We start from the raw sequence: 22,672 nt of genomic DNA, 5'->3' as shown, positions 1-22,672 counted from the left end.
GGCGCGGAGGCCGAGCGCGTCACCGCACGGGTTCGGCACTGTTGTCCGCGACCGGAGGGGCGGGCGCAGGACGGCGCACCACCAGGGAGAGTAGCGCCGCGATCGCGCAGAGGGCGGCTCCACCCCACCAGGCGTAGGTGTACGTGCCGAAAGTGTCACGGATGACGCCGGCCCCCAGCGCCGCACCGGCCGCGCCGACCTGGTGGGCCGCGAACACCCAACCGAACACGATCGTGCCCGGGTCGCCGAAGATCTCACGGCACAGCACTGCCGTGGGTGGCACGGTCGCGACCCAGTCCAGACCGTAGATCACGACGAAGAGCACCATGCTGGGGTGCACGACGTCCGAGAGCAGCCACGGGAGCAGCACGAGGCCCAGGCCGCGGAACGCGTAGTACGTGACCAGCAGGATGCGGGGATCGAACCTGTCGGTCAGCCATCCGGACGCGATCGTTCCCGCGATGTCGAAGATCCCGACCACCGCGAGAAGTCCGGCGGCAGTAGTGGTTGCCATGCCGTGGTCGTGGGCCGAGGGGATGAAGTGGATACCGATGAGTCCGTTCGTCGTCGCACCGCAGATCGCGAAGGCGAACACCAGCGCCCAGAACGACGGCTTCTTCGAGGCGTAGGCGAGGGCCTCCAGTGCGCGCCCCGCGGCGTTGCCCGTGGCCCGGGCTGGCGGCTTGTACGCATCAGGATCTGCACCGAGCGGCAGCACGCCGCGATCCTCAGGGTGGTCGCGCAACACCAGCCAGACCACGGGGACGGCGGCGATCGCGACACCGGCGACCAGCAGCGAGGCGACGCGCCACCCCGAGGTCTCCGCGAGTGCGGCGACCGGAGGCAGGAAGATCAGCTGTCCCGTGGCCGAACCCGCCGTCAGGATGCCCATGACGAGCCCGCGTCGCCGCACGAACCACCGGTTGGCGATCGTGGCGGCGAAGACCAGGGCCATGGACCCGGTGCCCAGTCCGATCAGCACGCCCCAGAAGAGCAGTAGCTGCCAGGATGCGGTCATCAGAACGCTTCCGCCGGCACCGAGAGCGACAAGGGTGAGAGCGGCCGCAACGACCTGACGAACACCGAAGCGGTCCATCAGAGCGGCGGCGAACGGCGCCGTGAGCCCGTAGAGAAGAAGGTTGATGCTCACCGCGAGCGACATGATCGTGGTCGACCAGCCGAACTCCTCGTGCAGCGGCACCATGAGCGCGCCGGGGGCTGCGCGGAATCCGGCAGCGGCGAGGAGCGCGAGGAAGGCGACGGCTGCGACCCACCAGGCCGGATGGATCCGGCGCCGGCCCCCTGGGCTGCCGCCCGCGCGGAGGGCGTCGTCGGGGTCGCGGGGATCTGTCATCGGCGGGCCTCATCGTCAGCGGTATGTAACTTTCGTGAAGAAAGCTACACTAGATTCGATACTCACCGCCACCAGAAGGGGAGCGCGATGCCACTACGGTCCGACTGGTCCTCGGAGTTCTGCCCCGTCCGCCGTTCCCTCGACGTGCTGGGGGATCCGTGGGTGCTGTTGATCATCCGCGATGTCCTGCACGGCCGAGGTCGTTTCGACACGTTGCGAGACAATCTGCAGATCTCGGACCCCGTGCTCAGTCGTCGACTGGCCGCAATGGTCGAAGCGGGGTTGCTCACGCGTGTCGACTACCAGGACGGTGCGCGGACACGGCAGGGCTATGCGGCCACCGACGCCGCCGCTGAACTCCTGCCGGTGCTCCAGCAGCTCGCGGTATGGGGAGAGCGACACACGCCGATGCCCGTGGGCGGCGCGCACATGGCGATGATCCATGAGACCTGCGGTGAGGAGACGACGGACGGTGGGGTCTGCAGCGCGTGTGGAGAGCGCCTCATTCCGGAGCAGATGACGTGGGTGAAGCCGTGGAAGAACGCACGGGATCGACTCCAACCGGCCGGCACACTCCGCTGATCCAAGCACATCCTCAGATCACACGACCAGTGGCCGGCACGGCACCGGGGGATCGAGCCATCGCGCACGTCGTCCCCGGACAGCGGGGCGCACGATGCATGCCGCTTCGGGAATATGGGACGCGGATGCCTGGCAGGGTTCTCGTGCTCGCTCGATACTCGAGGTACGGCGCGCGTCACCCCAGAACTCGTTCGATCCAAGCGCGTCATCAGGGGAGGGGCGTGTCGGGAAGAGCGTCATCCGACCAGCGGTGCCAGCGTTCGTCGGGAGCCTCCGGGGACGATCGCCGCGCCCCGAGCGAGATCGCCAGGACACCCAGGAAAGCGACTCCTGCGGCCGGACCGTAGAGGCTGAGGATGGCGCCGAAGCTCGCAATCGGCGTGCCGAGCGGGGCCGCCGAGAAGACCGTCACCCCGATTGCGAACGTCACAGGTGTCCAGAGCATGACCCACAGAGGTGCCCAGCGCCACGGTGAGGGGATAACCCCGGCGCGCACGATCGCGCTGACGGAGATCACGGCCAGCACGACCAGAACTCCGAAGTACGCCGCTGCGACCAGCACCCATGCATCTTCGGCCGCGTTCGGATCACCCGCGCTGTCAGGAACTAAGGCGAACCAGTACAACTGGGTCACCGGCGCGAGGACCAAGAGGATCGTCGAGACGGTACCCACGAAGCGACGCCCGGTGATGCTTCCCGCATGGCCGATGCCGATCGCGAGGAGGACCCCCGCCGCCGCGAAGAGCCAATCTCTGCCGGGGGAGAGGGCCGCCAACGGCCCGCGGGCGCCGAGGCCGACAGCCACTGAGAGCAGCAGGAGAACGCCACCGGCCACCCAGGTGAGCCGTCTCTGCTGATGCCGTCTCCGTTCGGTCGTCGCATCGTGGCTCACGCGATCACGATAGCCCGATACGCTCGCGACAGCACCCGTGTTCGTCGCGCGCCGTCCTCGCTGCGCGTGTTGAATAGGCAGATGCCTCACCTCGAGCCACCCGATGCCACTGAGAAACCTTCCGTGCATACCCGCCGGGGCTTTCTGATCGCAGCGGGCGCGGGTCTGACGGTCACAGCGGCGGGAGTCTGGTTCGCGACAAGCCCCGGGACTCCAGAGGTCGCGATCGCCCCCGTGGATCCGGAGAACCCGCGCGGCCTGGCGGAATATGCCCCTGTCTACGACCGCGCGGTGAAAGGGCTCGATCTGCCGCTGGGATACGCGGACTGCGCGCATCCCGCCACGCGGGCCACGCGTGACACCGCAGGAAGCGACCGGCACACAGTGACGCCGGTCATCGACCGGTTCATCATTCATCACACCGGCACGACCCATGACCAGTTGGACTTCTTCTCCCGCTGCAACAGACGATCGTCGGCTCCGACGTTCTATCTGCGCCACGACGGAACCGTGATCGAGCTCATCCGCCCGGGCGCGAAGCCGTCGTCATCGGGCGCGGACTGGAACTGGCGCTCCCTGGCGGTCGAGACCCTGGACCACACCGGGGCTCCGGAGTACGCCGTGACCGACGCGCAGCTCGAGGAGCTCGCACAGATGATCGCGTGGCTCGCGACCTTCGACGGCAAGAGGCTCGACGGCGTGCCGGTGTCGTTCACGATCGACCGGACGCACGTCATCAGCCACCAGGAGACATGGTCGGGAACCGAATGCCCTGGGCCGTACCTGCAATCCCGCCTGGACGGCATCGTGGCGCGCGCCCGCCAGATCTTCACCGAACGGCTCTCCGCATGAGCGTGCGACGCTCGTCGTATCCCTGTATGAGTCGGAGTGCTTCGGGGGAGTGGGCAGCAGACGCAGGCCGCGGTGCTTCTCGGCGTGCACCTGCGCTCGGGATGCTGACGCTCATGGAGTTCTTCGCGGGCGGAATGGTGCTGTTCGTCACGGCGATCGTTCTCATGGTGGAGATTCCGTCCGCCGCGCAGTACGACGGCATCGTGTCGCTGATCGGGTGGGGCATCGCCGCCGTCGTCATCTCCGTGGCGTCGATGATCGTCGCGATGGTGATCGGGCTCCCGGTTCGACTCGCGCCCAGGCTCCGGTCTCGTTGGTTGGCGAACGGCGAGATCACCATCGCGGGTGCGGCGGTGGGACTCGTCTCGTGCCTCGCCATCGTCGCGAGCATGGAAACACCGGATGCATCCGAGACATCCGGTGCACCGGATCCGCTGATGTGGGCGCTGCTCGTCGCCAGGGCGCTGTTCGCGATCTCGATCGCGCACTTCGTCTGGCCGATGCGATGGACGACACGCGTCAGGGACTGAGAACTTCGTCGCTTTCTGCTCACCCCGCGGAGGAGTGACGATCGGCGGCCGACCATTCCAAACTGACATAATGTGCATTATCGGCTACTTCGCGAGAGTGGTCGTCGTGCACATACGACGGGTGCCGCGGTCAGGCATGAACTCTCAGTTCCTGTCTGGAACTGATCAGCGCCTCACGCGCCGACGTACGCGGCGAGATGTTCGCCTGTGAGCGTGGATCTGTCGGCGACCAGATCGGCGGGCGTTCCTTCGAAGACGACTCGGCCGCCGTCGTGTCCGGCGCCGGGCCCGATGTCGATGATCCAGTCTGCGTGGGCCATCACCGCCTGGTGGTGCTCAATCACGATGACGGTCTTGCCGGATTCCACGAGACGATCGAGCAGGCCGAGGATCTTGTCGACATCCGCCAAGTGCAGGCCGGTGGTCGGCTCATCCAGCACGTAGACATCGCCCTTCTCACCCATCTGGATCGCCAGCTTGACGCGCTGACGCTCACCACCGGACAGCGTCGACAGCGGTTGCCCGAGTGACAGATAGCCCAGCCCGACGTCATCCAGCCGGCCGAGGATCGCCATCGCAGCCGGGATCTTGGCCTCGCCCTCCGAGAAGAAGACGCGCGCTTCGGATACCGGAAGATCGAGGACTTCGGTGATGTCCTTGCCCGCCAGCTTGTACTCCAGCACGCTGGCCTGGAAGCGCTTACCGCCGCAGTCCTCGCACGGCGTCTCGATCGTATCCATGAAGCCGAGCTCGGTGATGATCACACCCGCGCCCTTGCAGGTGGGGCACGCTCCTTCGGAATTCGCGCTGAAGAGCGCCGGCTTCACACCGTTCACCTTCGCGAATGCCTTGCGGATCGGCTCCAGGAGTCCGGTGTAGGTCGCCGGGTTGCTGCGTCGCGAGCCCTTGATCGCGCTCTGGTCGATGGCGACGACTCCCTCGCGGCGAGTCACAGAGCCGTGGATCAGTGAGCTCTTGCCCGATCCCGCGACGCCCGTGACAACGGTGAGGACGCCGGTGGGGATGTCGACGTCGACGTTCTGGAGGTTGTTCTCCGTCGCGCCGCGGACTTCGATGGCCCCGTCTCCCCTGCGCACGGAATCCTTCAATGTGGCGCGGTCCTCCAGATGGTCGCCGGTGAGCGTACCGCTGGATCGGAGACCCTCCACCGATCCCTCGAAGCAGATCTCTCCGCCGGCGCTTCCGGCGCCGGGTCCGAGGTCGACCACGTGATCGGCGATCACGATCGTCTCGGGCTTGTGCTCCACGACGAGCACGGTGTTTCCCTTGTCGCGCAGCTTCAGCAGCAGCCCGTTCATGCGCTGGATGTCGTGCGGGTGCAGGCCGATCGTCGGCTCGTCGAACACGTAGGTGATGTCGGTGAGCGAGGAGCCGAGGTGTCGCAGCATCTTGATCCGCTGCGCCTCTCCCCCGGACAACGTCCCCGACGGACGCTCCAGGCTGAGGTAGCCGAGTCCGAGACTCACGAAGGCGTCGAGATTGGCGCTCAGCGCCTCCAGCAGAGGCCCGGCGCCCGGCAGATCCAGCCCGCGAACCCAAGCGGCGAGATCCGTCACCTGCATGCGGCATGCGTCGGCGATGCTGATGCCGTCGATCTTCGACGATCGCGCGCCCTCGGTGAGTCGGGTGCCATCGCACTCGGGGCACACCGCGAACGTCGCGACACGCTCGACGAAAGCACGGACGTGCGGCTGCAGGGCATCGAGATCCTTCGAGAGCATCGACTTCGTGATCTTCGGGATCAGACCCTCGTAGGTCATGTTGATCCCGGAGATCTTGACCTTCGTCACCTCGCCATAGAGGAAGAGATGACGCTGCTTCTCGCTGAACTCCGAGATCGGCTTGTCTCCCGGGTAGAAGCCGGACTGTGAGAACCCCTTCACCATCCATCCGTCGGCGGTGTAGCCCGGCACCATGATGGCCCCCTCATCGAGGGACTTGGACTCATCGACGACCTGGGTGAGATCGATGTCGGACACCGCTCCCCTCCCCTCGCAGCGCGGACACATGCCGCCGAGATAGATCGCGTCCTTGACGATCTTCTTCTCGCCGCCGGGGCCGGTCATGACACCGCTCGCGCGCTGCGTGGGAATGTTGAAGGAGAATGCCGTCGGCCCCCCGATATAGGGGGTGCCGAGCTTGCTGAACAGGATCCGCAGCATCGCGTTCGCGTCCGTGACGGTTCCGACGGTGGAGCGCGGGTTGGCGCCCAGTCGCTCCTGATTGACGATGATCGCCGTGGTGAGTCCTTCCAGCACGTCGACGTCCGGACGCGGCACCGAGGGCATGAAACCCTGCACGAAGGCGCTGTAGGTCTCGTCGATCATGCGCCGCGACTCGGCGGCGATCGTATCGAAGACGAGCGAGCTCTTCCCCGAACCGGAGACACCCGTGAACACCGTCAGACGGCGTTTGGGGATGTCGACGCTGACCTCTTTGAGATTGTTCTCGCGGGCGCCCTGAACCCGGATCAGGTCGTGGCTGTCGGCGGCATGTGAGGAAGAGGACATCGCCATCCTTCGGGGTGAGGGCTGAAGGCTCAGCCGGCCTGGTTGATTCGGAGCAGGTTGCCCGCGGGGTCGCGGAACGCGCAGTCGCGCACACCGTAGGGCTGATCCATCGGCTCCTGCACGACATCGGCGCCCTGCGCGACAAGGTGATCGAACAGCTCATCGACATCATCGGTCGCCAACGTGAGCGCGCCGTAGCTGCCTTTGGCGATCAGCTCGAGGATCGTCCGACGCTCGTCTTCGGTGATCCCCGGGTCCGTTGCCGGCGGATGCAGCACGATCGAGGTCTCCGGCTGTCCGGCCGGCCCCACCGTCAGCCAGCGGAGACCGTCGTAGCCGACGTCGTTGCGCACCTCGAATCCGAGCGCGTCTCTGTAGAAGGCGAGGGCCGCATCCGCGTCGGTGTGCGGGAGGAAGGCGTAGTGGATGTTGATCTTCATGATGCTCACGTTAGGTGCGCGTCTGTGCGCGGTGCTTCTTGATTCCTGATCGGTCTGGTGACCTGCTTCGCCTGGAACACGGGGATGCCCTCCACGTTCGCGGCTCGTTCACGGTACACGCTGGGTGGGACACCGACGAGCTCCGTGAAACGCGTGCTGAACGTGCCGAGCGATGAGCAGCCCACCTCGAAGCACACCTCCGTGACGCTGAGGTCGCCGCGCCGCAGCAGGGCCATCGCCCGCTCGATGCGTCTGGTCATCAGATATGAGTAAGGAGACTCGCCGTACGCGTCGCGGAACCGGCGGCTCAGATGCCCGGCTGACATGTGCACCCCCGCGGCGAGAGCCTGCACATCGAGAGGTTTTGCGTACTCCCTGTCGATGCGGTCCCGCACTCTTCTCATCACTGCGAGCTCGTGCAGATGAGCGTCGTCGTCCGGTGTCACGAGATGATCCTGCCATGACGGCGCGTCTCGCTCCATGACCTCCGGCGACGCGCTGCGCCACTCCTCCCCCATCGGTCTCGGCCCGAGCGCTACTCTGAGTGCATCCCTCACAGGATCTTCTCAGAAAGGGGTCCCCATGTCCCAAGCAGTCAATGAAGCGAAGTCGCTGTTCACGTCGATCCGCATCACTCTCGCCGTCTCCGGTGTCATCGCGCTGATCGCCGGAATCGTCCTCCTCGTGTGGCCGATCAAGTCCGCCGTGATCGTGACCGCGATCTTCGCGTCCTATCTCGTCGTCGCCGGTGTCGTATACATCGGTCTCGGCATCTTCTCGAAGGCCAAGGGCGGGTGGGCGCGCGTCGGACATATCGTGCTCGGTCTGCTCTACATCGTCGCCGGTGTGATCGCCTTTGCAAACCTGGGCGCCGCAGCCGCCACGCTGGCACTCGTCGTCGTGATCTTCATCGGCATCAGCTGGATCGTCGATGGGGTCGTCGCGCTCACGCTCCTCGGCCAGGACGGGTCGCGCGTCTGGACGCTGCTGTACGCGATCCTCAGCATCATCGCCGGAATCATCGTGCTGTTCTCGCCGCTGATCGCCGGTCTGGCCTTCTGGCTGTTCCTGGGCATCTCGCTCATCGCGCTCGGCATCGTGCAGATCGTGCGTGCGATCACGATCGGCAAGGAAGCGAAGGGCTTCGTCGCCTCCGTGCAGGACGGCGTCACCAGCTGACGCTCCCCAGAGAGAAATCGGCCCCGACCTGCAGCAGCAGGTCGGGGCCGATTCGGTGTGCGAGCCGCTATTCGGCGGTGAAGGCGCTGACGTCGCCGACGAGGCGCGTGTTGTCGGCGGGAACCGGATCGACGGCGGCCTGAGCGACCTCGGCGGCGAACTCGGACACGTTGTAGAGCTTGCCTGCGGATTCGCGACGCTCGGCGATCGCGCCGGGGTTCGCCCGCTCCAGCAGCGTGGCGGTGATGGTGCCCTCGATCATGTCGCCGGACACGACGGTGAAGCCGATGCCCTTCTCGGCCAGAGCCGGGATCAGTTCGCGGAGTGCATCCTCGCCGGCGCGCTTGGACAGAGCGACGGGCTCGTACTCGGGCATGGTCGGGGTGGTGCGGATGAAGTGCGCCTGGTGGCTGGTGACGAACACCACGCGGGCTCCCTCTCCGAGCAGGGGGGTCGCAGCGTTCAGGACGTTCAGCTGTGCGTCGCGGTTGAGCGTGAGGGCGTAGTCCTCCGCCATGCCGGACTCCATGCCGCCGGATGCATTCAGGACGAGCACGTCCAGGCGCCCGTACTCGGCCCGGATGGCGTCGAACATCTGCGCCACGGACTCGGGGTCGGTCAGGTCAGCGCCGACCACGAGTGCGCGACGACCGAGCTCGCGGAGCTCACCGGCGAGCTTCTCCGCCCGGGGCGCCTTGTTGCGGAAATTGATGACCACATCGGCTCCGGCCTCGGCGAGGTACCGCACCGTGTCGGCGCCGATCCCCCGTGACGAGCCGGTGACAAGAGCGACCTTGCCGTCGAGAGAACCTGCGGGAAGGACATCGGTCACGGTGACTCCTCTTGATGCGTGAAACGCCGCGTTCACGCGACGTCCCCAGACTATCAAGACCGCTCTCGACGGCCCGGGTGGCGCGGATCCTCCGTGATAGGTTGACCGCAAAGGAGGCCGCATGGACAACTTCGCGACATTCGTACAGTTCATCGACCAATGGGCATGGATCGGCTGGCTGATCCTGATCGCCGTCTTCCTCGTGATCGAGATGCTGACGCTGGATTTCACCTTCCTGATGCTGAGCTTCGGCAGCGCTCTCGGCCTGGTGACCGACCTGGTCGGGATCCCCGTCTGGGCCCAGGTGATCATCGCCGCTGCCGCCGCAGCGATCTTCATCCTCTTCCTGCGCCCACCGCTGCTCAAGCGGCTCCGCCGCGGTGAGGACCCGACAAAGTCCAATGTCGACGCGCTGATCGATCTGCGTGGGATCGCGCTTCACGACATCACCCAGATCTCCGGGCAGGTGAAGCTGAGCAACGGCGACACCTGGACCGCCCGCACCGCCACGTCCGTTCCGATCCCACAGGGGTCCCCGATCGCCATCACCGCGATCAACGGCGCGACCGCCATCGTCCGACCCGTCAACGACTAGGAGAACCCCGTGAACGACTCCTCGTTCATCCCCACCGCCATCGGCTGGATCCTCGCGATCGCGGTGCTCATCTTCGTGGTGGTCACCCTCGCGCGCGCCATCCGCATCATCCCGCAGGCCACGGCCGGCGTGGTGGAGCGCCTCGGCCGCTACCACAAGACGCTCATGCCGGGACTGAACATCCTGGTCCCCTTCATCGACCGTCTCCGGCCGCTGATCGACATGCGCGAGCAGGTCGTGTCGTTCCCGCCGCAGCCCGTGATCACCGAGGACAATCTCGTCGTCTCGATCGACACGGTGGTCTACTTCCAGGTGACCGACGCACGCGCCGCCACCTATGAGATCGCCAACTACCTGGGCGCCGTCGAGCAGCTCACCACCACGACACTGCGTAACGTCGTCGGTGGCCTGAACCTCGAAGAGGCGCTGACGAGCCGCGACAACATCAACGGACAGCTGCGGGTCGTGCTCGATGAGGCGACCGGAAAATGGGGTATCCGCGTCGGACGAGTCGAGCTGAAGGCGATCGACCCGCCCATCTCCATCCAGGACTCGATGGAGAAGCAGATGCGGGCCGAGCGTGACCGTCGTGCGGCGATCCTGACCGCGGAGGGCACGAAGCAGTCCGCGATCCTCGAGGCCGAGGGCTCCCGCCAGGCGGAGATCCTGCGCGCAGAGGGAGACAAGCAGGCCGCGGTGCTGCGCGCCCAGGGTGAGGCCGAGGCCATCCAGAACGTCTTCAGCGCGATCCACCAGGGCGCGCCGGACGACAAGCTCCTCGCCTACCAGTACCTGCAGATGCTGCCGAAGATCAGCGAGGGTCAGTCCAACAAGCTCTGGATCATCCCGAGCGAGCTGACCGAGGCGCTGAAGGGTATCGGGAGCGCATTCACCCCGAAGCCCGGACAGGGTCCGACGAACACCCCTCCCGGCGTGTGACGCACCCGTACTTCGAGAAGGCACGGTACCCCCGAGTCCTCGCTCACCGTGGTCTTGTGACCGCGGCGGGCGAGGACTCCGGCGTCTGGGAGAACTCCGCCGCCGCCTTCGCCGCCGCACACGCCGCGGGGGCTGACTTCATCGAGACCGATTGTCAGGTCAGCGCCGACGGCGATGTGGTGCTGTTCCACGACGCGACTCTCGAACGCCTCACGGGCGATCCCCGCGCTGTCAGCGAAGTGCGCACGCGGGAGCTCGAGAAGATCTTCGCCTCCCACGGCGGGCTGCTGACCGTCGCAGAGGCCCTGCAGCTCTTCCCGGAGGCCCGCTTCAATATCGACGTGAAGACGGACGCCGCGATCGAGCCTCTCGGCCCCGTCCTCGCAGACCATGTCCATCGTGTGCTCGTCACCAGCTTCTCGGACGCCCGGCGCCGGGCTACGATCGCGTCGGTGCTGCGCGCGGGCGCGTCTCTGCGCCCAGCGACATCTGGGGGCAGCAGGACGATCGCGACCGTGCGCGGGCTCACCGCTGCACGCCTCTCCCCCACCAGGACGCTGCGCGATGTCGACGCCCTCCAGATTCCGGAGAAGCAGGGCGCGCTGCGCGTGCTGACGCCGGCCCTCCTCCGCGCGGCCCGTCGACATGGCGTGGAGGTGCACGTCTGGACGGTCAACGACCCGGCTGCCATGCAGCGGCTGATCGCCGCGGGAGTGGACGGGATCGTCTCCGACCGTGCCGACGTCGCTCTCAGCACGCTCTCCCGTCAGGACCCGCCACGCCGCTCATAACCCGCCGCGCTGGGATTCCGCTGTGAATACCGCCGGGAATCCGCCGACGTGGATGAAGCGCACAGGCTGGAGCGTTATACCTGACAGCGACGAGAGGACCACAAAATGGCAGATCGCAGCCTGCGCGGCATCCGACTCGGCGCCCAGAGCCTACAGAGCGAAGAGGGCGTCGTTTTCATGGAGCGCCGCGAGACCACCTACACCTGTGACACATGCGGTCACGTGACCAACCTGATGTTCTCGGCTGACGCAGAACCGCCCCAGACCTGGGAGTGCCGGTCGTGCGGAGCCGATGCCCGCCTGAACATCGACGGCCAGGCCGTGACCCTCGAGGTCACGGACGAGAAGGCCGCGCGCACGCACTGGGACATGCTCCTGGAGCGTCGCACCCGCGCCGAACTCGAAGAGCTCCTCGAGGAGCGTCTGGCGTTCATCCGGGCCCGCCGCGGCGCCGGTGAGGACCCGACCAGGGAGAAGATCGGCGCCTAACGCGCCCGGGCCCGCCACCATCCGACGAGGAGCGTGGCCAGCCCGCCCCAGAGCAGCAGCTGCTGCACCCAGGGGCCCAGCACCACACCAGCTGTGAGGCCGGAGCGGAGCTCGACATCCTCGAGCATCGCGCCGGCCTCTCCTGCATCCAGGCTCGTGATGGTCGTGCCGTCCGGACGGATGATCTGACTCGTGCCGACCGTGGAGATGTTGACGACGCTCCGCCCCGTCTCGATCGCACGCATGCGAGCGAAGGCCAGCTGCTGGAGGTTCTCGTCGGTGCCGCGGAAGTCCGCGTTGTTCGTCTGGAAGACGAGCACCTGTGCTCCTGCGTTCATGCTCTCGGTGATGACGTCGTCGTAGATCACGTCGAAGCAGATGGCGAGCCCGACCCCGACGCCGTCGATGTCCATGACGGGCGGATTCTCGCCGGGCGTGTACTCACGTTGGATGAGGCCGATCAGATCGGGGGCGAGCGCGTAGAAGAAGGGGCGATCCGGCACGTACTCGCCGAACGGCACCGGGTGCCGCTTGTCGTGCAGCTGCGTCGCTCCTCCGGCATCCGTCCACAGCATCGAGGTGTTGTAGTAGCGACCGCCTCGACCGGTGGCCGCGTTCGCCAGCAGAGGCGCACCGATGCGCGTGCTGATCAGCGTCATCCGCCTCGCCAGGTTCTCATTCTGGAACGGATCGGTGTCGAGCGAGCCTTCCGGCCAGACGAGCAGGTCGACATCCTCTCCGTAGAGAGGGGCGGTCGCATCCGTCTGCGCATCGATGACCGAGAAGGGAGGCCGTTCATCGAAGTATCCGGTGGGACCGTTGCCCTGCACAGCCGCGATCCGCATCGAACCGGAGACGGCGGTCGGGAACACGGGAGTCAGGACCAAGACCGCGATGAGCCCGGCGGGAACGAGCAGCGCAAGCGGGCGCCGCCAGAGTCGCAGCCGTACCGTCTCGATCACGATCGCCACCAGCAGCACCATGAGGAACCCGAGGCCGCTGACGCCGAGCCAGGAAGACACCGGCGCCAGGGGACTCTGCGCCTGGCTCATGCCGATACGTGCCCAGGGGAAGCCTCCATAGGGCCAGGAGCCCACGAACAGCTCCCGTCCGACCCACAGCGCCGCCACGACGACCGGGAGCAGCAGGAGGCGTCCTGCAGTGCCAGGGAACGCCCGGGGCAGCCAGCGGTAGGCGAGGGCGATCGGCACGAGCGCGAACGCGGTGAGGGCGCCCTCGAGGACGCTGAGCGCCGCCCACGGTACCGGGCCCAGATAGCGCGACGTCCAGGACACCAGCAGCGCGAAGAAGAGGATGCCGTAGACGAGCCCGACCAGGAGCGCACCCCCGAACCGTCGCCCGATCAGCGAGATCAGCAGCAACGCGGTCGCCGGGAAGACGAAGATCCACACCGCCGCCCCCGGGTAGGCGAGGTACATCAGCAGGCCGGAGACCGCAGCGGCGATCACGGCTGCCCACAGCGGCAGGAGGGGGCGCTGGAGCGCGCGAGACTCGGACATCCGTCCTATTCTCACATCGAGGAGTAGGCGACGATGCCACGTCGGACGCCGTCCAGCGCCAGGCGTGCGGTGCGGGCGAGGGCCCCGTCTTCCGCCACGATCGACAGCTGGTCGAGCAGATCGATCGTCTGCTTCGCCCATCGCACGAAGTCACCCGCCGACATGTCGGCGTCGACCAGCACCTGGTCGAGCATCCCTCCGCGCGCCCAGGCGTGCATGGGACCGGCCAGTCCGGCCGCCAGCGGCTCGGTCCCCGGGAGATGGTGGTCCTTCTCCAGATCGTCCAGCTGGGCCCACAGCGTGGTGGTCTTCTCGTAGGCGGCGCGGAACGAGCCTCGCGGCAGCCCCCGCTCCCCCGAGTTCGCCTCGTCGCGACGCGGCTCGTAGACCAGGCAGCACGCCATCGCCGCCAGCGAGGGCGCATCGAGGCCCTTCCAGAGGTTCTGTCGCAGCGATTCGGCCACCAGGAGATCCCGATCGCCGTAGATCCGGCGCATCGTCCGCCCGTCTTCCGTAAGGACGGTCTTCCCATCCTCTTCGCCGAGATAGTCGAGGGTCTCGAGCACCTCCACGACACGGTCGAAGACGCGAGCGACGGTGCCGGTGCGCGTCTCGATCTGTCGGCGGATGCGGTCGGTCTGCCGCTTGAGCTTCCAGTAGCGCTCCGCCCAGCGCGCATGCGCCTCACGGTCGGGGCAACGGTGGCAGGGATGGCGCTGCATGCGCGTGCGCAGCGACTGGATCCGCTTCATCCGCTTCTCACGGGATGCCCGAGGCGCCTGGGTGTCCTGGCGGTTCTTCTTCTCGAGGTCGCTGAGTTCACGTCGGATCGCCGCATACTCGGGGAAGTCCCCGTGCTCGCAGGCCATGGACTTCTCGTAGCCGGCCAACGAACCTTCGGCTTCACGGACCTGCCGTGCGAGACCGACGACCGAGCGGTCGGCCTGGAACTGGGCGAAGGATGACTCGAGAACCTGTCGGGCGCGCGGCTTTCCGAACAGGTCGATCAGGTTGACGGCCATGTTGTACGTCGGTCGGAAGCTCGAGTTCAGCGGGTAGGTCCGTCGCGACGCGAGTGCGGCGACCGCCTGCGGGTCCATACCCTCGGTCCACTGCACGACGGCGTGGCCCTCCACGTCGATCCCTCGGCGCCCGGCGCGGCCGGTGAGCTGGGTGTACTCCCCCGAGGTGATCGCGACGCGGGCCTCGCCGTTGAACTTCTCCATCTTCTCGAGCACGACGGTCCGCGCCGGCATGTTGATGCCCAACGCCAGCGTCTCGGTCGCGAAGACGGCCTTGACGAGCTTGCGCCGGAAGAGCTCCTCGACGACCTCCTTGAAGGCGGGAAGCAGCCCGGCATGGTGTGCGGCGACGCCCCGTTCGAGGTTGTCGAGCCAGTCCCAGTAGCCGAGGACGCCGAGGTCCTCCTCCTGCAGGCTGCGCGTGCGCTCCTCCACGAGAGCACGGATCTCCGCGCGCTCCTCCGTGGTCGTGAGACGGATGCCGGAGCGCCGCACCTGCTGCACTGCGGCATCGCAACCGACACGGCTGAAGATGAAGAAGATCGCGGGGAGCAGATTGGCGCGTTCGAGCAGCCGCACGACATCCGGCCGATCCATGCGCTCGATGCGTCGCACGTTCGCCGAGCGCACGGGGCGTCGCCCTCCGCGCTGCGGTCTCTTGGCCTGTCGTCCGGCATGGCGGTCACTGACGTACGACTGTGCTCGCCGGTTGTTCTCGTAGTGCGATCCGGTGAAGGACCTGATGCGCATCAGCTCCTGGTTCACCTGAGCGGTCGCGATCCCTGCCCTGTCGTCGAACAGTGGGAGCAGGTCATCACGGACGAGCACATGCTGCTCGAGGGGCACAGGGCGGATCTCGGAGACGATCACCTCGGTGTCACCTCGCACCGTGTCGAGCCAGTCTCCGAACTCCTCGGCGTTCGAGACCGTGGCACTCAGCGAGACCAGCCGCACGTGCTGCGGCAGGTGGATGATGACCTCTTCCCACACCGCGCCGCGGAAGCGATCGGCGAGGTAGTGCACCTCGTCCATCACGACGTAGCGCAGGTCGCGGAGGGCCGCAGAATCGGCATAGATCATGTTGCGCAGCACCTCGGTGGTCATCACCACGATGCGCGCGTTGCCGTTGATGTTGGTGTCGCCCGTGAGGAGCCCGACGTTCTCGGCGCCGTAGACCTCGACGAGCTCACGGAACTTCTGGTTCGAGAGCGCCTTCATGGGCGTCGTGTAGAACGCCTTCTGACTCGGCGTCTGCATCGCGAGATGGATCGCGAACTCGCCGACGATCGTCTTGCCTGCCCCCGTCGGGGCGGCGACCAGCACGCTGCGTCCGCGCTCGAGCGCATGGCAACCAGCTACCTGGAAGGGGTCGAGGTCGAACTTCTGTCGCGCCGCGAACGCCACCGTCTCAGGATTGTCCGCCGCCTCGCGCGCTGCGGCGTACCGCTCCGACGGTGAGCTCATACGGGGTCCGGCAGAATCCCGCTTGCGGCATCCCGCTTGCGTTTACGCCGGTCGAAGATGAGTGAGAGTCCTGCGGCCGCGAAGAACAGAACGATCAGGATTCCCGCGAGCATCAACATGCTGACGACGTCGGCGGCCGGCGTCGCGAGTGCGGCGAACACCGTCGCGATGATGATGGCGACGCGCCATCCCTTGAGGATCGCTCGCCCCGACATGATCCCGGCCAGGTTGAGCGCTACGAGGAACACCGGCAGCACGAAGGAGATGCCGATCACGATCATCAGCTTGAAGATGAAGTCGTAGTACTCCTGAGCCTGATAGAAGTTCGTCCCGCCTTCCGGCGTGAAGCTCCACATGAGTTCGATCACGTGCGGCATGATCATGATGCCGAGGTAGCAGCCGGCGAAGAACAGCGGCACGGCAGCGACGACGAAGCCGATCGTGTACCGGATCTCCTTGCGCGTGAGTCCGGGCATGATGAACGCCCAGACCTGCCAGAGCCAGACCGGCGCAGACAGGAAGATTCCGATCGAGAACGCGATGCGCATGCGCATGTCGAACGCGGAGGTGATCGTGCCGAAGTTCAGCGCGCTGAACTGATCGCCACGCTTCTCTGCGATGATGCGGATCGGCTCGGTGATCAGATGGATGACCGGGTCGGCGATGATGAACGCGACAACCATGCCGACCAGAAGCGCCAGTGCTGCGAACATCAGACGCTTGCGAAGTTCGACCAGATGCGCGCCGAGCGACATCCGCCGATCCCGACCCGCCTTCGTCTCCCGGGTCGGCTCGATGGCTACCACGGGCGGTCAGGCTCGGGGCGGGGTCTCAGGGGTGGTTCCCGAGTCCTTCACCGTGGTGGGCTCGACCGCGACATTGTCCGCACGGTCTGCGTCTTCTTCCTTCATGGCCTTCATCTCGCCCTTGAAGACGCGAGCCGACTGGCCCATGCTCTTCGCGAGCGCCGGGAGCTTCGCTGCCCCGAACAGGAGAAGGATGACAGCGAGCACGATGAGCAGGTGCCAGCCTTGCATTCCAGCGAACATGTGAATAATCCCGTCGTCGGTGGGCGATTCCTCTCAGTCTACAGATCAATCGTCCGTATCGGGCTGGCGATAGAGCGCGAGTCCGGATGCCGCCCACTCCCTGGCCGCACTGCGGGCGATGACCGGATCAAGCACTTCCAGGTGTCCGCCGAACCGTGCGGCGAGACGCTTGATGCTGCGGGGATCCGCGAGGTGGAGATGCGCGGTGAGAGCACCGGACTCGGTCTCGTGGTTCCCTGCGGTGAGGAAGTCGCCGAGCAGCGGCGCGAGTCGTTCTGGGAGGCGCACCGTGACCTCACGTTCGTCCTCAAGGCTCGCGAAGGCCTCGGGCACGTGGTCGCCGGCATGAGTGATCGGGATGTCCGTGAGCTGCGGATCGCTCACCCGATCGAGATGGAAGGTGCGCATCGCCTGACGCAGATGACACCAGCCCTGCAGATACCACTGCGCATTGGTGATGAGGATCTGGACGGGATCCACGGTTCGCGTCGTCGGCTCCGCATCCGGGGACTGATACGTGAACGAGACGGCCCGCCCCTCCTGCACGCCGCGGGACACGACCTCGCGGACCGCGTCGACAGCGCCGGGGGCGACCACCACATCGGCCGGCGCATCGGCCGCACCGCGGGAGAGCTTGGAGATCAGGCCGGCGACCAGTCCTGAGTCCGACACCGCGGGCACAGCGGCCACCATCTGCAGTCCGGCCAGCAACGCCGCGGCCTCGCGCGCCGTGAACCGCGGCACTCGACGCAGGGCGACGTCGTTGGTGATCTCGATGACATCCTCCTGGTCCAGCAGATCCCAGTTGATGTCGAACATCTCCTGCGGCTGCTGCCAGAAGCCGGACTCTCCCGGGAGTCCGATCACGGTGAGCTTCTCGACCATGGCGCGCATCTCGCGCGGAGAGACCCCGAACTCCTCGGCGGCCTCAGCCAGCGAGACCTGGCCGTGCTCGAGCAGATACGGAACGAGGGTGAGATACAGCCGGACGCGATCGCCCGCGAGCAGAGGCTTCGGCTGGGCGTTCATCGAGCATCCCCCTCATCGTGTGCGTCGACCACGGCCCGCAGGCGCGCGATGACCTCGTCGCGCAACGATGCGGGTTCGACCACGCGCACCTCTGGACCGTACGACGCGAGTTCGTCGGCGAGGATGTGCAGATCGACGAAGGGCACGAGGATCCCCTGTGCCGCGGGACGTGCGCGGCGGCCGAGTCGCAGCGCGGCCTCCGTGCCCGGCGTGATCTCGAGGAGCGCCGAGTTCTCGGCTGCCACGCGGGCGAGCCCGGTGAGCGCCCGCTCCCCCGCACCATCACGGAGCGACGCATCGAACGTGGTCGACGTGGTCACGACATCACCGACGATCCGTCCGAGCAGGAACGTCCGATCCTCATCGACGCTGACGTCGATGCCGAAGACGTGCCATCGCGCTTCGTAGTCGACCAGCGCGAGCGGCCGGATGGTGCGCCGCCGGGGCGCGTCCTCGCCCGGTTTGAGGTAGTCGAACGCCACCACGCGACTCTTCTCGATCGCAGCCTGGAGCGTCGCGAAAGCAGGATCCTGCGCCGTGATGCGCGGAGCGAAACCGATGATCGGCTCATCGCCATCGATACCGAGCGCGCGGATCTTCCGCACGCCGGCCTGCGCGTCGCCCGACGCCGATTCCGCACTCCAGACACTGCCTGCGAGCCGCAGCACCGCGAGTTCCGCCGGAGTGAACTCGATGTCGCTCGGAAGGTCGTACTCCGCCTGGGGAATCCGGTAGCGGGCTTCACGGAGGTCGTTGGGATCCGACGCGTCACCGATGGTCTCGATCGGGACGCCGAGGGAGCGCAGCTCCTCCTTGTCGCGCTCGAACATCTTCTCCAGGGCGTCCGACCGTGTGCCGGCGTTCGCTCGCTGCCGGTAACCGGAGACGTTGTCGAGGATCTGCTGTTTGGTGAGCCCGATCTCCGTGGCCATCAGCGCCACGACGAGATTCGTCAGGCGCTCCTCCGCGGGTATCCGGGCAGCCATCACTGCGTGGGGGCCGGAGCGACGCCCAGGACGTCGACGACGTAGACGATGGCGGATGCCTGGTCGAGTCCCGGCACGACGACCAGCAGCTGAGAGCCCACCGGCGCACCGACCAGCGCCTTGCCGACCTCCGGAACGGCGGTGCCGAGGTCGACACGCGGCGTCGTGCCCCACGTGGTGGTGACGACCGACTTGTCATCCCAGTTCACGGCCGTCACGTTCACGACCGGCGTCTGGTCGGCGGTGAGCGCGGGCCCGTCGCCCTTGATCAGAGTCTGCACCACGGTCTTCTCAGGTGCCGCGGTGTCGGGGACGATGACACCGGGGGTGCCGTCCGACGCGCGCACGACGGTCGGCATGCCCGCGGCATCGTTGAACTGGAGCGTTCCCTCCGCCTTCGACGGGAACACGTCGACCACGTCGATCACGAACACGACGTTGTCGTCGTCGTCGAGACCGATGCCGCTGAGCGACTTGGCCCCGAACGCGTCGGGGGTCAGCCCGGCGACGATCCGCGAACCCGCGGTGGCGCACTGGAGGACCTCGCCGAGCCCCGGCGACTGCTCCGACCAGGACGCGGTCGTCGACAGGCCTCGCTGACTCTCGTCGTATGCGGTGGAGAAGACCTTCTTGCCGGTGTCTCCGCTGTACAGCGACAGCTCGAGGGACACCACCTGGTTGGGGTTCTCGATCGCGCGGCCGTCTCCGACCGTGAGGTCTGCGTAGGCCGGTTCCGTGAGGGTGAGCGGCGAGAAGACCGTGACATCAGGAGCGGCGCCGACGTCGCCGGTGACCGTCACAGCGTCCTTGATGCCGTCTCCGGCTGCGGCGCGATCGCACGCGGCCCCATCGAACGACGGCGCTGCGGTGCACCCGGTCAGGGCGAGGACGGCGAGGCTGAGAGTGGCCAGAACGGCGGACGTTTTACGCACGCGTTCCAGTCTATTCCGTCGGCTGGTCCGATTCGCGCGATGTGGCAGCCAGGCGCGCCCCTTCAGCGGCACGCGCCGCCTCCCTCGCTCGTTTGCGCAGGTTCTTGTCGTTGATCTCCCTGTCGCCGACGGCACCGGGCGTCCACTGCTCGACGTCGTCGTCGCCGTAACTGCTCTTCGACGCACGTCGCTTCACCGACGGGGCGATGGCGCCCGGCGCGAGGCGACGGGCGGTGATCAGGAAGCCCGTGTGCGCGACCATGCGGTGGTCCGGTCGCACGGCGAGCCCTTCGACGTGCCAACCGCGCACCATCGTCTCCGACGCATCCGGCTCGGTGAACAGGCCGGTGGCTCGGATGTACTCGGCGACGCGGGACAGCTGTGTGGCGGTCGCGACGTAGCAGAGCACGACCCCGCCGGGAGTGAGGGCGTCGGCGACGACGTCGATGCACTCCCAGGGCGCAAGCATGTCGAGCACGACGCGGTCGACGCTGCCGGGCTCTGCCTGGGTCGGAAGAGCTTCGAGCAGATCTCCGACGACCACGCTCCACGTTTCGGGCGTTCCGCCGAAGAAGGTCTCGACGTTGCCACGGGCGACGTCGGCGAAGTCTTCGCGTCGTTCGAAGGAGATCAGCTTGCCGTCCGAGCCGATCGCGCGCAGCAGAGAGAGCGACAGCGCCCCCGAGCCCACGCCCGCCTCGACCACGGTGGCTCCGGGGAAGATGTCGGCCTGCATGACGATCTGCGCGGCGTCCTTCGGGTAGATGATCGCCGCGCCGCGGGGCATCGACATCGCGAAGTCCCGCAGCAGGGGCCGCAGCGCGAGGTACTCGTGACCGGAGCTGTTGGCCAGCACCGAACCGTCGGGAAGACCGATCAGATCACGATGCCGGAGCACGCCCTGGTGGGTGTGCAACTCGCCGTCCTCACGGAGCGTCACGGTGTGAAGACGGCCCTTCGGGCCGGTCAGCTGCACCCGGTCGCCTTCGCGGAAGGGGCCGCTGGGGCGCTGCGTGCGGGTGTCAGTCATCGGGTGGCTCCGGTCGTGGCGTGCTGGCGGTCGAAGAGATCGATCAGGTCGGCGGCACTGCGGCCCTCCAGCGTCGGCCAGAGCTCGTGCGCGCCCACCTGGTCGAGCGGGACGATGTGGGGCACGCCGAGGGTCACGGCGCCCGCGGCGATACCGGCGCGCAGCCCGGTCGGCGAATCCTCCACCACGATCGCATCGGCGATGTCGATGTCGAGCAGCGCAGCGGCCTGCAGGTAGGGCTCAGGGTGCGGCTTGGGGTTCTCGACGTCATCGCCGGCGACCACGAGGTCGAACGCGTCGAAGTCGATCAGCTCCACCACGCCGAGAGCCATGCGGCGCAGCGACATGGTGACCAGCGCGGTCGGGATGCCGGCCGATCTCAGGTCGGCCAGCAGCTCTCTGGCACCCGGTCGGAAGGGCACACCCTGCGTGCGCAGGGCCTCTTGCACGGAGTCGGTGAGGAGCGAGATGATCGCCTCAGCCTCCATGTCGACGCCGGCGTTCTGCAGGATGATCGCGCTGTCGATGAGGCCGTTGCCGACCAGCTGGAGCGCATCCTCGTGGCTCCAGGTGCCTCCGAAGGATGCCACCAGTGCTGTCTCCGCCGCCATCCAGTACGGCTCGGTGTCGACGAGTGTTCCATCCATGTCCCAAAGGACCGCGCGGGGCTGTCTGCTCACTGAACCCATGCTAGCCCGGGCCGCCGCCCACTTCCGGCCCACGCGGACTAGCCTGGAGGGATACGTCCCCGACCTCGGAGGGAGCCCCGGATGGATGTTCTCGGTTCGCGCATCGTCATCGTCGCCTTCGACGGCTGGAACGATGCGGGCGAAGGCGCCAGCGGCGCGGTCGAGGCTCTGCGCGCCGCGAACGACTACGAACTCGTGCACGCCGTCGACCCGGAACTCTACTTCGACTATCAGTACACGCGCCCGTCCAGTCAGATGGACGCCGAGGGGCGACGCCAGCTCACGTGGCCGGAGGCGGGTCTCTGGCGTCCGCGCCATCCTGCACCGGGCCCGGAGTTCTGGGTGCTCACCGGCGTCGAACCGGCCAGGACCTGGCAGGCCTTCGCCTCGGAGTTCATCGACGTCGCACTCCGCGACGACATCACGGGTGTCGTGACGCTCGGCGCCATGCTCTCCGATGTCCCGCACACCCGCCCGATCTCGATCTTCGCGTCCAGTCAGAACGAGCAGGTCCGCGAAGCGCACGGTCTCGAGAGGTCGCTCTACGAGGGCCCCGTCGGTATCCTCAGCGTGTTCGAGCACTTCGCGGAGAGCGCGGGTATCCCGACGGCCAGCCTCTGGGCCAGCGTGCCGCACTACGTCGCCACCGCGACGCCATCGCCGAAAGTGACCCTCGCCCTCCTCGATCGACTCGAGGAGTTGACAGGCGTCGACGTCCCCCGCGACAGCCTGCGAACCGAGGCAGCCGCCTGGGAGGCGTCGATCGACGCCGCTGCCGCCGACGACGAGGACATGGCCGAGTACATCCGACAGCTCGAGCGCACGCGCGACACCTGGGACTCCCCCGAAGCGTCCGGCGATGCGATCGCCCAGGCATTCGAGAGGTATCTCCGCCGCCGCGACGACGGCCCCGGCGACCGCAAGCGCTGATCAGCATCCCCGCCC

General features: G+C 67.1%; 24 protein-coding genes. 9 read left to right on the top strand and 15 right to left on the bottom strand.

The genetic code is table 11. The features are described 5' to 3' along the window. Positions 1-19: 19 nt before the first annotated feature. The gene (locus ACIOVG_RS11870) at positions 20-1,354 is read right to left on the bottom strand and encodes an MFS transporter (RefSeq protein ID WP_400873436.1); all 1,335 of its coding nucleotides are present in this window, start codon (positions 1,352-1,354) and stop codon (positions 20-22) included. An 87-nt stretch (positions 1,355-1,441) separates the two neighbouring features. Between ACIOVG_RS11870 and ACIOVG_RS11865 the strand changes: the two genes are divergently transcribed. After that, a complete protein-coding gene (locus ACIOVG_RS11865) occupies positions 1,442-1,936 on the top strand; it encodes a winged helix-turn-helix transcriptional regulator (RefSeq protein ID WP_400873433.1) in 495 nt (164 codons plus the stop codon). Between the two features lie 208 nt (positions 1,937-2,144). Here ACIOVG_RS11865 and ACIOVG_RS11860 read toward each other — a convergent pair whose 3' ends face one another. Beyond that, positions 2,145-2,828 (bottom strand): hypothetical protein, encoded by a 684-nt coding sequence (locus ACIOVG_RS11860; RefSeq protein WP_400873430.1) that lies wholly within the window; start codon positions 2,826-2,828, stop codon positions 2,145-2,147. A 123-nt stretch (positions 2,829-2,951) separates the two neighbouring features. Here ACIOVG_RS11860 and ACIOVG_RS11855 point away from each other — a divergent pair, with 123 nt between their 5' ends. Continuing rightward, entirely contained in the window at positions 2,952-3,680 is a 729-nt protein-coding gene (locus ACIOVG_RS11855; RefSeq protein ID WP_400873428.1) for an N-acetylmuramoyl-L-alanine amidase, read from the top strand. 113 nt (positions 3,681-3,793) lie between these two features. After that, positions 3,794-4,210 carry a hypothetical protein gene (locus tag ACIOVG_RS11850; protein WP_400873425.1) on the top strand — a complete coding sequence of 139 codons (417 nt, stop codon included), beginning with the start codon at positions 3,794-3,796 and terminating at the stop codon, positions 4,208-4,210. 173 nt (positions 4,211-4,383) lie between these two features. Here the strand turns inward: ACIOVG_RS11850 and ACIOVG_RS11845 are convergent, their stop codons facing one another. Genes ACIOVG_RS11845 through ACIOVG_RS11835 form a run of 3 tightly spaced genes read right to left on the bottom strand, consistent with a single transcriptional unit; the run spans position 4,384 to position 7,663 of the window. After that, positions 4,384-6,741, bottom strand: a complete 2,358-nt coding sequence (locus ACIOVG_RS11845) for an ATP-binding cassette domain-containing protein (protein ID WP_400873422.1) — start codon at positions 6,739-6,741, stop codon at positions 4,384-4,386. A gap of 29 nt (positions 6,742-6,770) precedes the next feature. Beyond that, the gene (locus ACIOVG_RS11840) at positions 6,771-7,181 is read right to left on the bottom strand and encodes a VOC family protein (RefSeq protein ID WP_400873419.1); all 411 of its coding nucleotides are present in this window, start codon (positions 7,179-7,181) and stop codon (positions 6,771-6,773) included. Positions 7,182-7,186: 5 nt separating this feature from the next. Continuing rightward, positions 7,187-7,663 (bottom strand): helix-turn-helix transcriptional regulator, encoded by a 477-nt coding sequence (locus ACIOVG_RS11835; protein ID WP_400873417.1) that lies wholly within the window; start codon positions 7,661-7,663, stop codon positions 7,187-7,189. A gap of 100 nt (positions 7,664-7,763) precedes the next feature. On the opposite strand from ACIOVG_RS11835, the gene ACIOVG_RS11830 reads away from it, so the two are divergent. Next, positions 7,764-8,360 carry an HdeD family acid-resistance protein gene (locus tag ACIOVG_RS11830; protein ID WP_400873414.1) on the top strand — a complete coding sequence of 199 codons (597 nt, stop codon included), beginning with the start codon at positions 7,764-7,766 and terminating at the stop codon, positions 8,358-8,360. 67 nt (positions 8,361-8,427) lie between these two features. Here the strand turns inward: ACIOVG_RS11830 and ACIOVG_RS11825 are convergent, their stop codons facing one another. Next, positions 8,428-9,192, bottom strand: a complete 765-nt coding sequence (locus ACIOVG_RS11825) for an SDR family oxidoreductase (protein WP_400873411.1) — start codon at positions 9,190-9,192, stop codon at positions 8,428-8,430. A gap of 121 nt (positions 9,193-9,313) precedes the next feature. Between ACIOVG_RS11825 and ACIOVG_RS11820 the strand changes: the two genes are divergently transcribed. From ACIOVG_RS11820 to ACIOVG_RS11805, 4 genes are all read left to right on the top strand, one after another. Next, positions 9,314-9,787 (top strand): NfeD family protein, encoded by a 474-nt coding sequence (locus tag ACIOVG_RS11820; RefSeq protein ID WP_400873408.1) that lies wholly within the window; start codon positions 9,314-9,316, stop codon positions 9,785-9,787. A gap of 9 nt (positions 9,788-9,796) precedes the next feature. After that, positions 9,797-10,726: an SPFH domain-containing protein gene (locus tag ACIOVG_RS11815; RefSeq protein WP_141872032.1), complete on the top strand. Its 930-nt coding sequence runs from the start codon at positions 9,797-9,799 to the stop codon at positions 10,724-10,726. Continuing rightward, the gene (locus ACIOVG_RS11810) at positions 10,723-11,517 is read left to right on the top strand and encodes a glycerophosphodiester phosphodiesterase family protein (RefSeq protein ID WP_400873404.1); all 795 of its coding nucleotides are present in this window, start codon (positions 10,723-10,725) and stop codon (positions 11,515-11,517) included. The genes ACIOVG_RS11815 and ACIOVG_RS11810 overlap by 4 nt, the downstream gene beginning before the upstream one ends. 105 nt (positions 11,518-11,622) lie before the next feature. Continuing rightward, positions 11,623-12,006, top strand: coding sequence for an RNA polymerase-binding protein RbpA (locus tag ACIOVG_RS11805; RefSeq protein ID WP_141872034.1), 384 nt, complete (start codon positions 11,623-11,625; stop codon positions 12,004-12,006). Here ACIOVG_RS11805 and lnt read toward each other — a convergent pair. The 9 genes from lnt to ACIOVG_RS11760 are packed head-to-tail and all read right to left on the bottom strand — an operon-like array spanning position 12,003 to position 21,727. Then, positions 12,003-13,526: an apolipoprotein N-acyltransferase gene (gene lnt / locus ACIOVG_RS11800; protein WP_400873400.1), complete on the bottom strand. Its 1,524-nt coding sequence runs from the start codon at positions 13,524-13,526 to the stop codon at positions 12,003-12,005. The two genes, ACIOVG_RS11805 and lnt, sit on opposite strands and share 4 nt — an antisense overlap. Before the next feature lie 11 nt (positions 13,527-13,537). Beyond that, complete coding sequence (locus tag ACIOVG_RS11795; protein WP_400873397.1) at positions 13,538-16,012, bottom strand: DEAD/DEAH box helicase; 2,475 nt, start codon at positions 16,010-16,012, stop codon at positions 13,538-13,540. Next, positions 16,009-16,767, bottom strand: a complete 759-nt coding sequence (tatC, locus tag ACIOVG_RS11790) for a twin-arginine translocase subunit TatC (RefSeq protein ID WP_400874763.1) — start codon at positions 16,765-16,767, stop codon at positions 16,009-16,011. Before tatC ends, ACIOVG_RS11795 begins: the two co-directional genes overlap by 4 nt. Positions 16,768-16,824: 57 nt before the next feature. Then, positions 16,825-17,061, bottom strand: coding sequence for a twin-arginine translocase TatA/TatE family subunit (gene tatA / locus ACIOVG_RS11785; RefSeq protein WP_400873395.1), 237 nt, complete (start codon positions 17,059-17,061; stop codon positions 16,825-16,827). Positions 17,062-17,106: 45 nt separating this feature from the next. After that, a complete protein-coding gene (locus tag ACIOVG_RS11780; protein ID WP_400873392.1) occupies positions 17,107-18,090 on the bottom strand; it encodes a helix-turn-helix transcriptional regulator in 984 nt (327 codons plus the stop codon). Continuing rightward, positions 18,087-19,076, bottom strand: a complete 990-nt coding sequence (locus tag ACIOVG_RS11775; RefSeq protein WP_400873389.1) for a helix-turn-helix transcriptional regulator — start codon at positions 19,074-19,076, stop codon at positions 18,087-18,089. Before ACIOVG_RS11775 ends, ACIOVG_RS11780 begins: the two co-directional genes overlap by 4 nt. Continuing rightward, positions 19,076-20,008: a hypothetical protein gene (locus ACIOVG_RS11770; RefSeq protein ID WP_400873387.1), complete on the bottom strand. Its 933-nt coding sequence runs from the start codon at positions 20,006-20,008 to the stop codon at positions 19,076-19,078. Before ACIOVG_RS11770 ends, ACIOVG_RS11775 begins: the two co-directional genes overlap by 1 nt. A 10-nt stretch (positions 20,009-20,018) precedes the next feature. Beyond that, positions 20,019-21,038, bottom strand: a complete 1,020-nt coding sequence (locus ACIOVG_RS11765) for a tRNA (adenine-N1)-methyltransferase (RefSeq protein ID WP_400873384.1) — start codon at positions 21,036-21,038, stop codon at positions 20,019-20,021. Then, positions 21,035-21,727: an HAD family hydrolase gene (locus tag ACIOVG_RS11760; RefSeq protein WP_400873382.1), complete on the bottom strand. Its 693-nt coding sequence runs from the start codon at positions 21,725-21,727 to the stop codon at positions 21,035-21,037. Before ACIOVG_RS11760 ends, ACIOVG_RS11765 begins: the two co-directional genes overlap by 4 nt. An 81-nt stretch (positions 21,728-21,808) precedes the next feature. Here ACIOVG_RS11760 and ACIOVG_RS11755 point away from each other — a divergent pair, with 81 nt between their 5' ends. Next, complete coding sequence (locus tag ACIOVG_RS11755) at positions 21,809-22,657, top strand: PAC2 family protein (protein ID WP_400873379.1); 849 nt, start codon at positions 21,809-21,811, stop codon at positions 22,655-22,657. The last annotated feature ends 15 nt before the right edge of the window (positions 22,658-22,672 follow it).

The sequence above is a fragment of the Microbacterium sp. NPDC087591 genome, from assembly GCF_044743625.1.
Classification (GTDB): Bacteria; Actinomycetota; Actinomycetes; order Actinomycetales; family Microbacteriaceae; genus Microbacterium.
This window is presented reverse-complemented; position numbering and strand designations above follow the sequence as displayed.

What these genes read in the sequence shown, in the direction of transcription:
- ACIOVG_RS11870 (WP_400873436.1), bottom strand. Translation starts at nt 1,354, where the DNA reads ATGACAGATCCCCGCGACCCCGACGACGCCCTCCGCGCGGGCGGCAGC.
- ACIOVG_RS11865 (WP_400873433.1), top strand. Translation starts at nt 1,442, where the DNA reads ATGCCACTACGGTCCGACTGGTCCTCGGAGTTCTGCCCCGTCCGCCGT.
- ACIOVG_RS11850 (WP_400873425.1), top strand. Translation starts at nt 3,794, where the DNA reads ATGGAGTTCTTCGCGGGCGGAATGGTGCTGTTCGTCACGGCGATCGTT.
- ACIOVG_RS11845 (WP_400873422.1), bottom strand. Translation starts at nt 6,741, where the DNA reads ATGTCCTCTTCCTCACATGCCGCCGACAGCCACGACCTGATCCGGGTT.
- ACIOVG_RS11840 (WP_400873419.1), bottom strand. Translation starts at nt 7,181, where the DNA reads ATGAAGATCAACATCCACTACGCCTTCCTCCCGCACACCGACGCGGAT.
- ACIOVG_RS11835 (WP_400873417.1), bottom strand. Translation starts at nt 7,663, where the DNA reads ATGGAGCGAGACGCGCCGTCATGGCAGGATCATCTCGTGACACCGGAC.
- ACIOVG_RS11830 (WP_400873414.1), top strand. Translation starts at nt 7,764, where the DNA reads ATGTCCCAAGCAGTCAATGAAGCGAAGTCGCTGTTCACGTCGATCCGC.
- ACIOVG_RS11820 (WP_400873408.1), top strand. Translation starts at nt 9,314, where the DNA reads ATGGACAACTTCGCGACATTCGTACAGTTCATCGACCAATGGGCATGG.
- ACIOVG_RS11805 (WP_141872034.1), top strand. Translation starts at nt 11,623, where the DNA reads ATGGCAGATCGCAGCCTGCGCGGCATCCGACTCGGCGCCCAGAGCCTA.
- lnt (WP_400873400.1), bottom strand. Translation starts at nt 13,526, where the DNA reads ATGTCCGAGTCTCGCGCGCTCCAGCGCCCCCTCCTGCCGCTGTGGGCA.
- ACIOVG_RS11795 (WP_400873397.1), bottom strand. Translation starts at nt 16,012, where the DNA reads ATGAGCTCACCGTCGGAGCGGTACGCCGCAGCGCGCGAGGCGGCGGAC.
- tatC (WP_400874763.1), bottom strand. Translation starts at nt 16,767, where the DNA reads ATGTCGCTCGGCGCGCATCTGGTCGAACTTCGCAAGCGTCTGATGTTC.
- tatA (WP_400873395.1), bottom strand. Translation starts at nt 17,061, where the DNA reads ATGTTCGCTGGAATGCAAGGCTGGCACCTGCTCATCGTGCTCGCTGTC.
- ACIOVG_RS11780 (WP_400873392.1), bottom strand. Translation starts at nt 18,090, where the DNA reads ATGAACGCCCAGCCGAAGCCTCTGCTCGCGGGCGATCGCGTCCGGCTG.
- ACIOVG_RS11775 (WP_400873389.1), bottom strand. Translation starts at nt 19,076, where the DNA reads ATGGCTGCCCGGATACCCGCGGAGGAGCGCCTGACGAATCTCGTCGTG.
- ACIOVG_RS11765 (WP_400873384.1), bottom strand. Translation starts at nt 21,038, where the DNA reads ATGACTGACACCCGCACGCAGCGCCCCAGCGGCCCCTTCCGCGAAGGC.
- ACIOVG_RS11760 (WP_400873382.1), bottom strand. Translation starts at nt 21,727, where the DNA reads ATGGGTTCAGTGAGCAGACAGCCCCGCGCGGTCCTTTGGGACATGGAT.
- ACIOVG_RS11755 (WP_400873379.1), top strand. Translation starts at nt 21,809, where the DNA reads ATGGATGTTCTCGGTTCGCGCATCGTCATCGTCGCCTTCGACGGCTGG.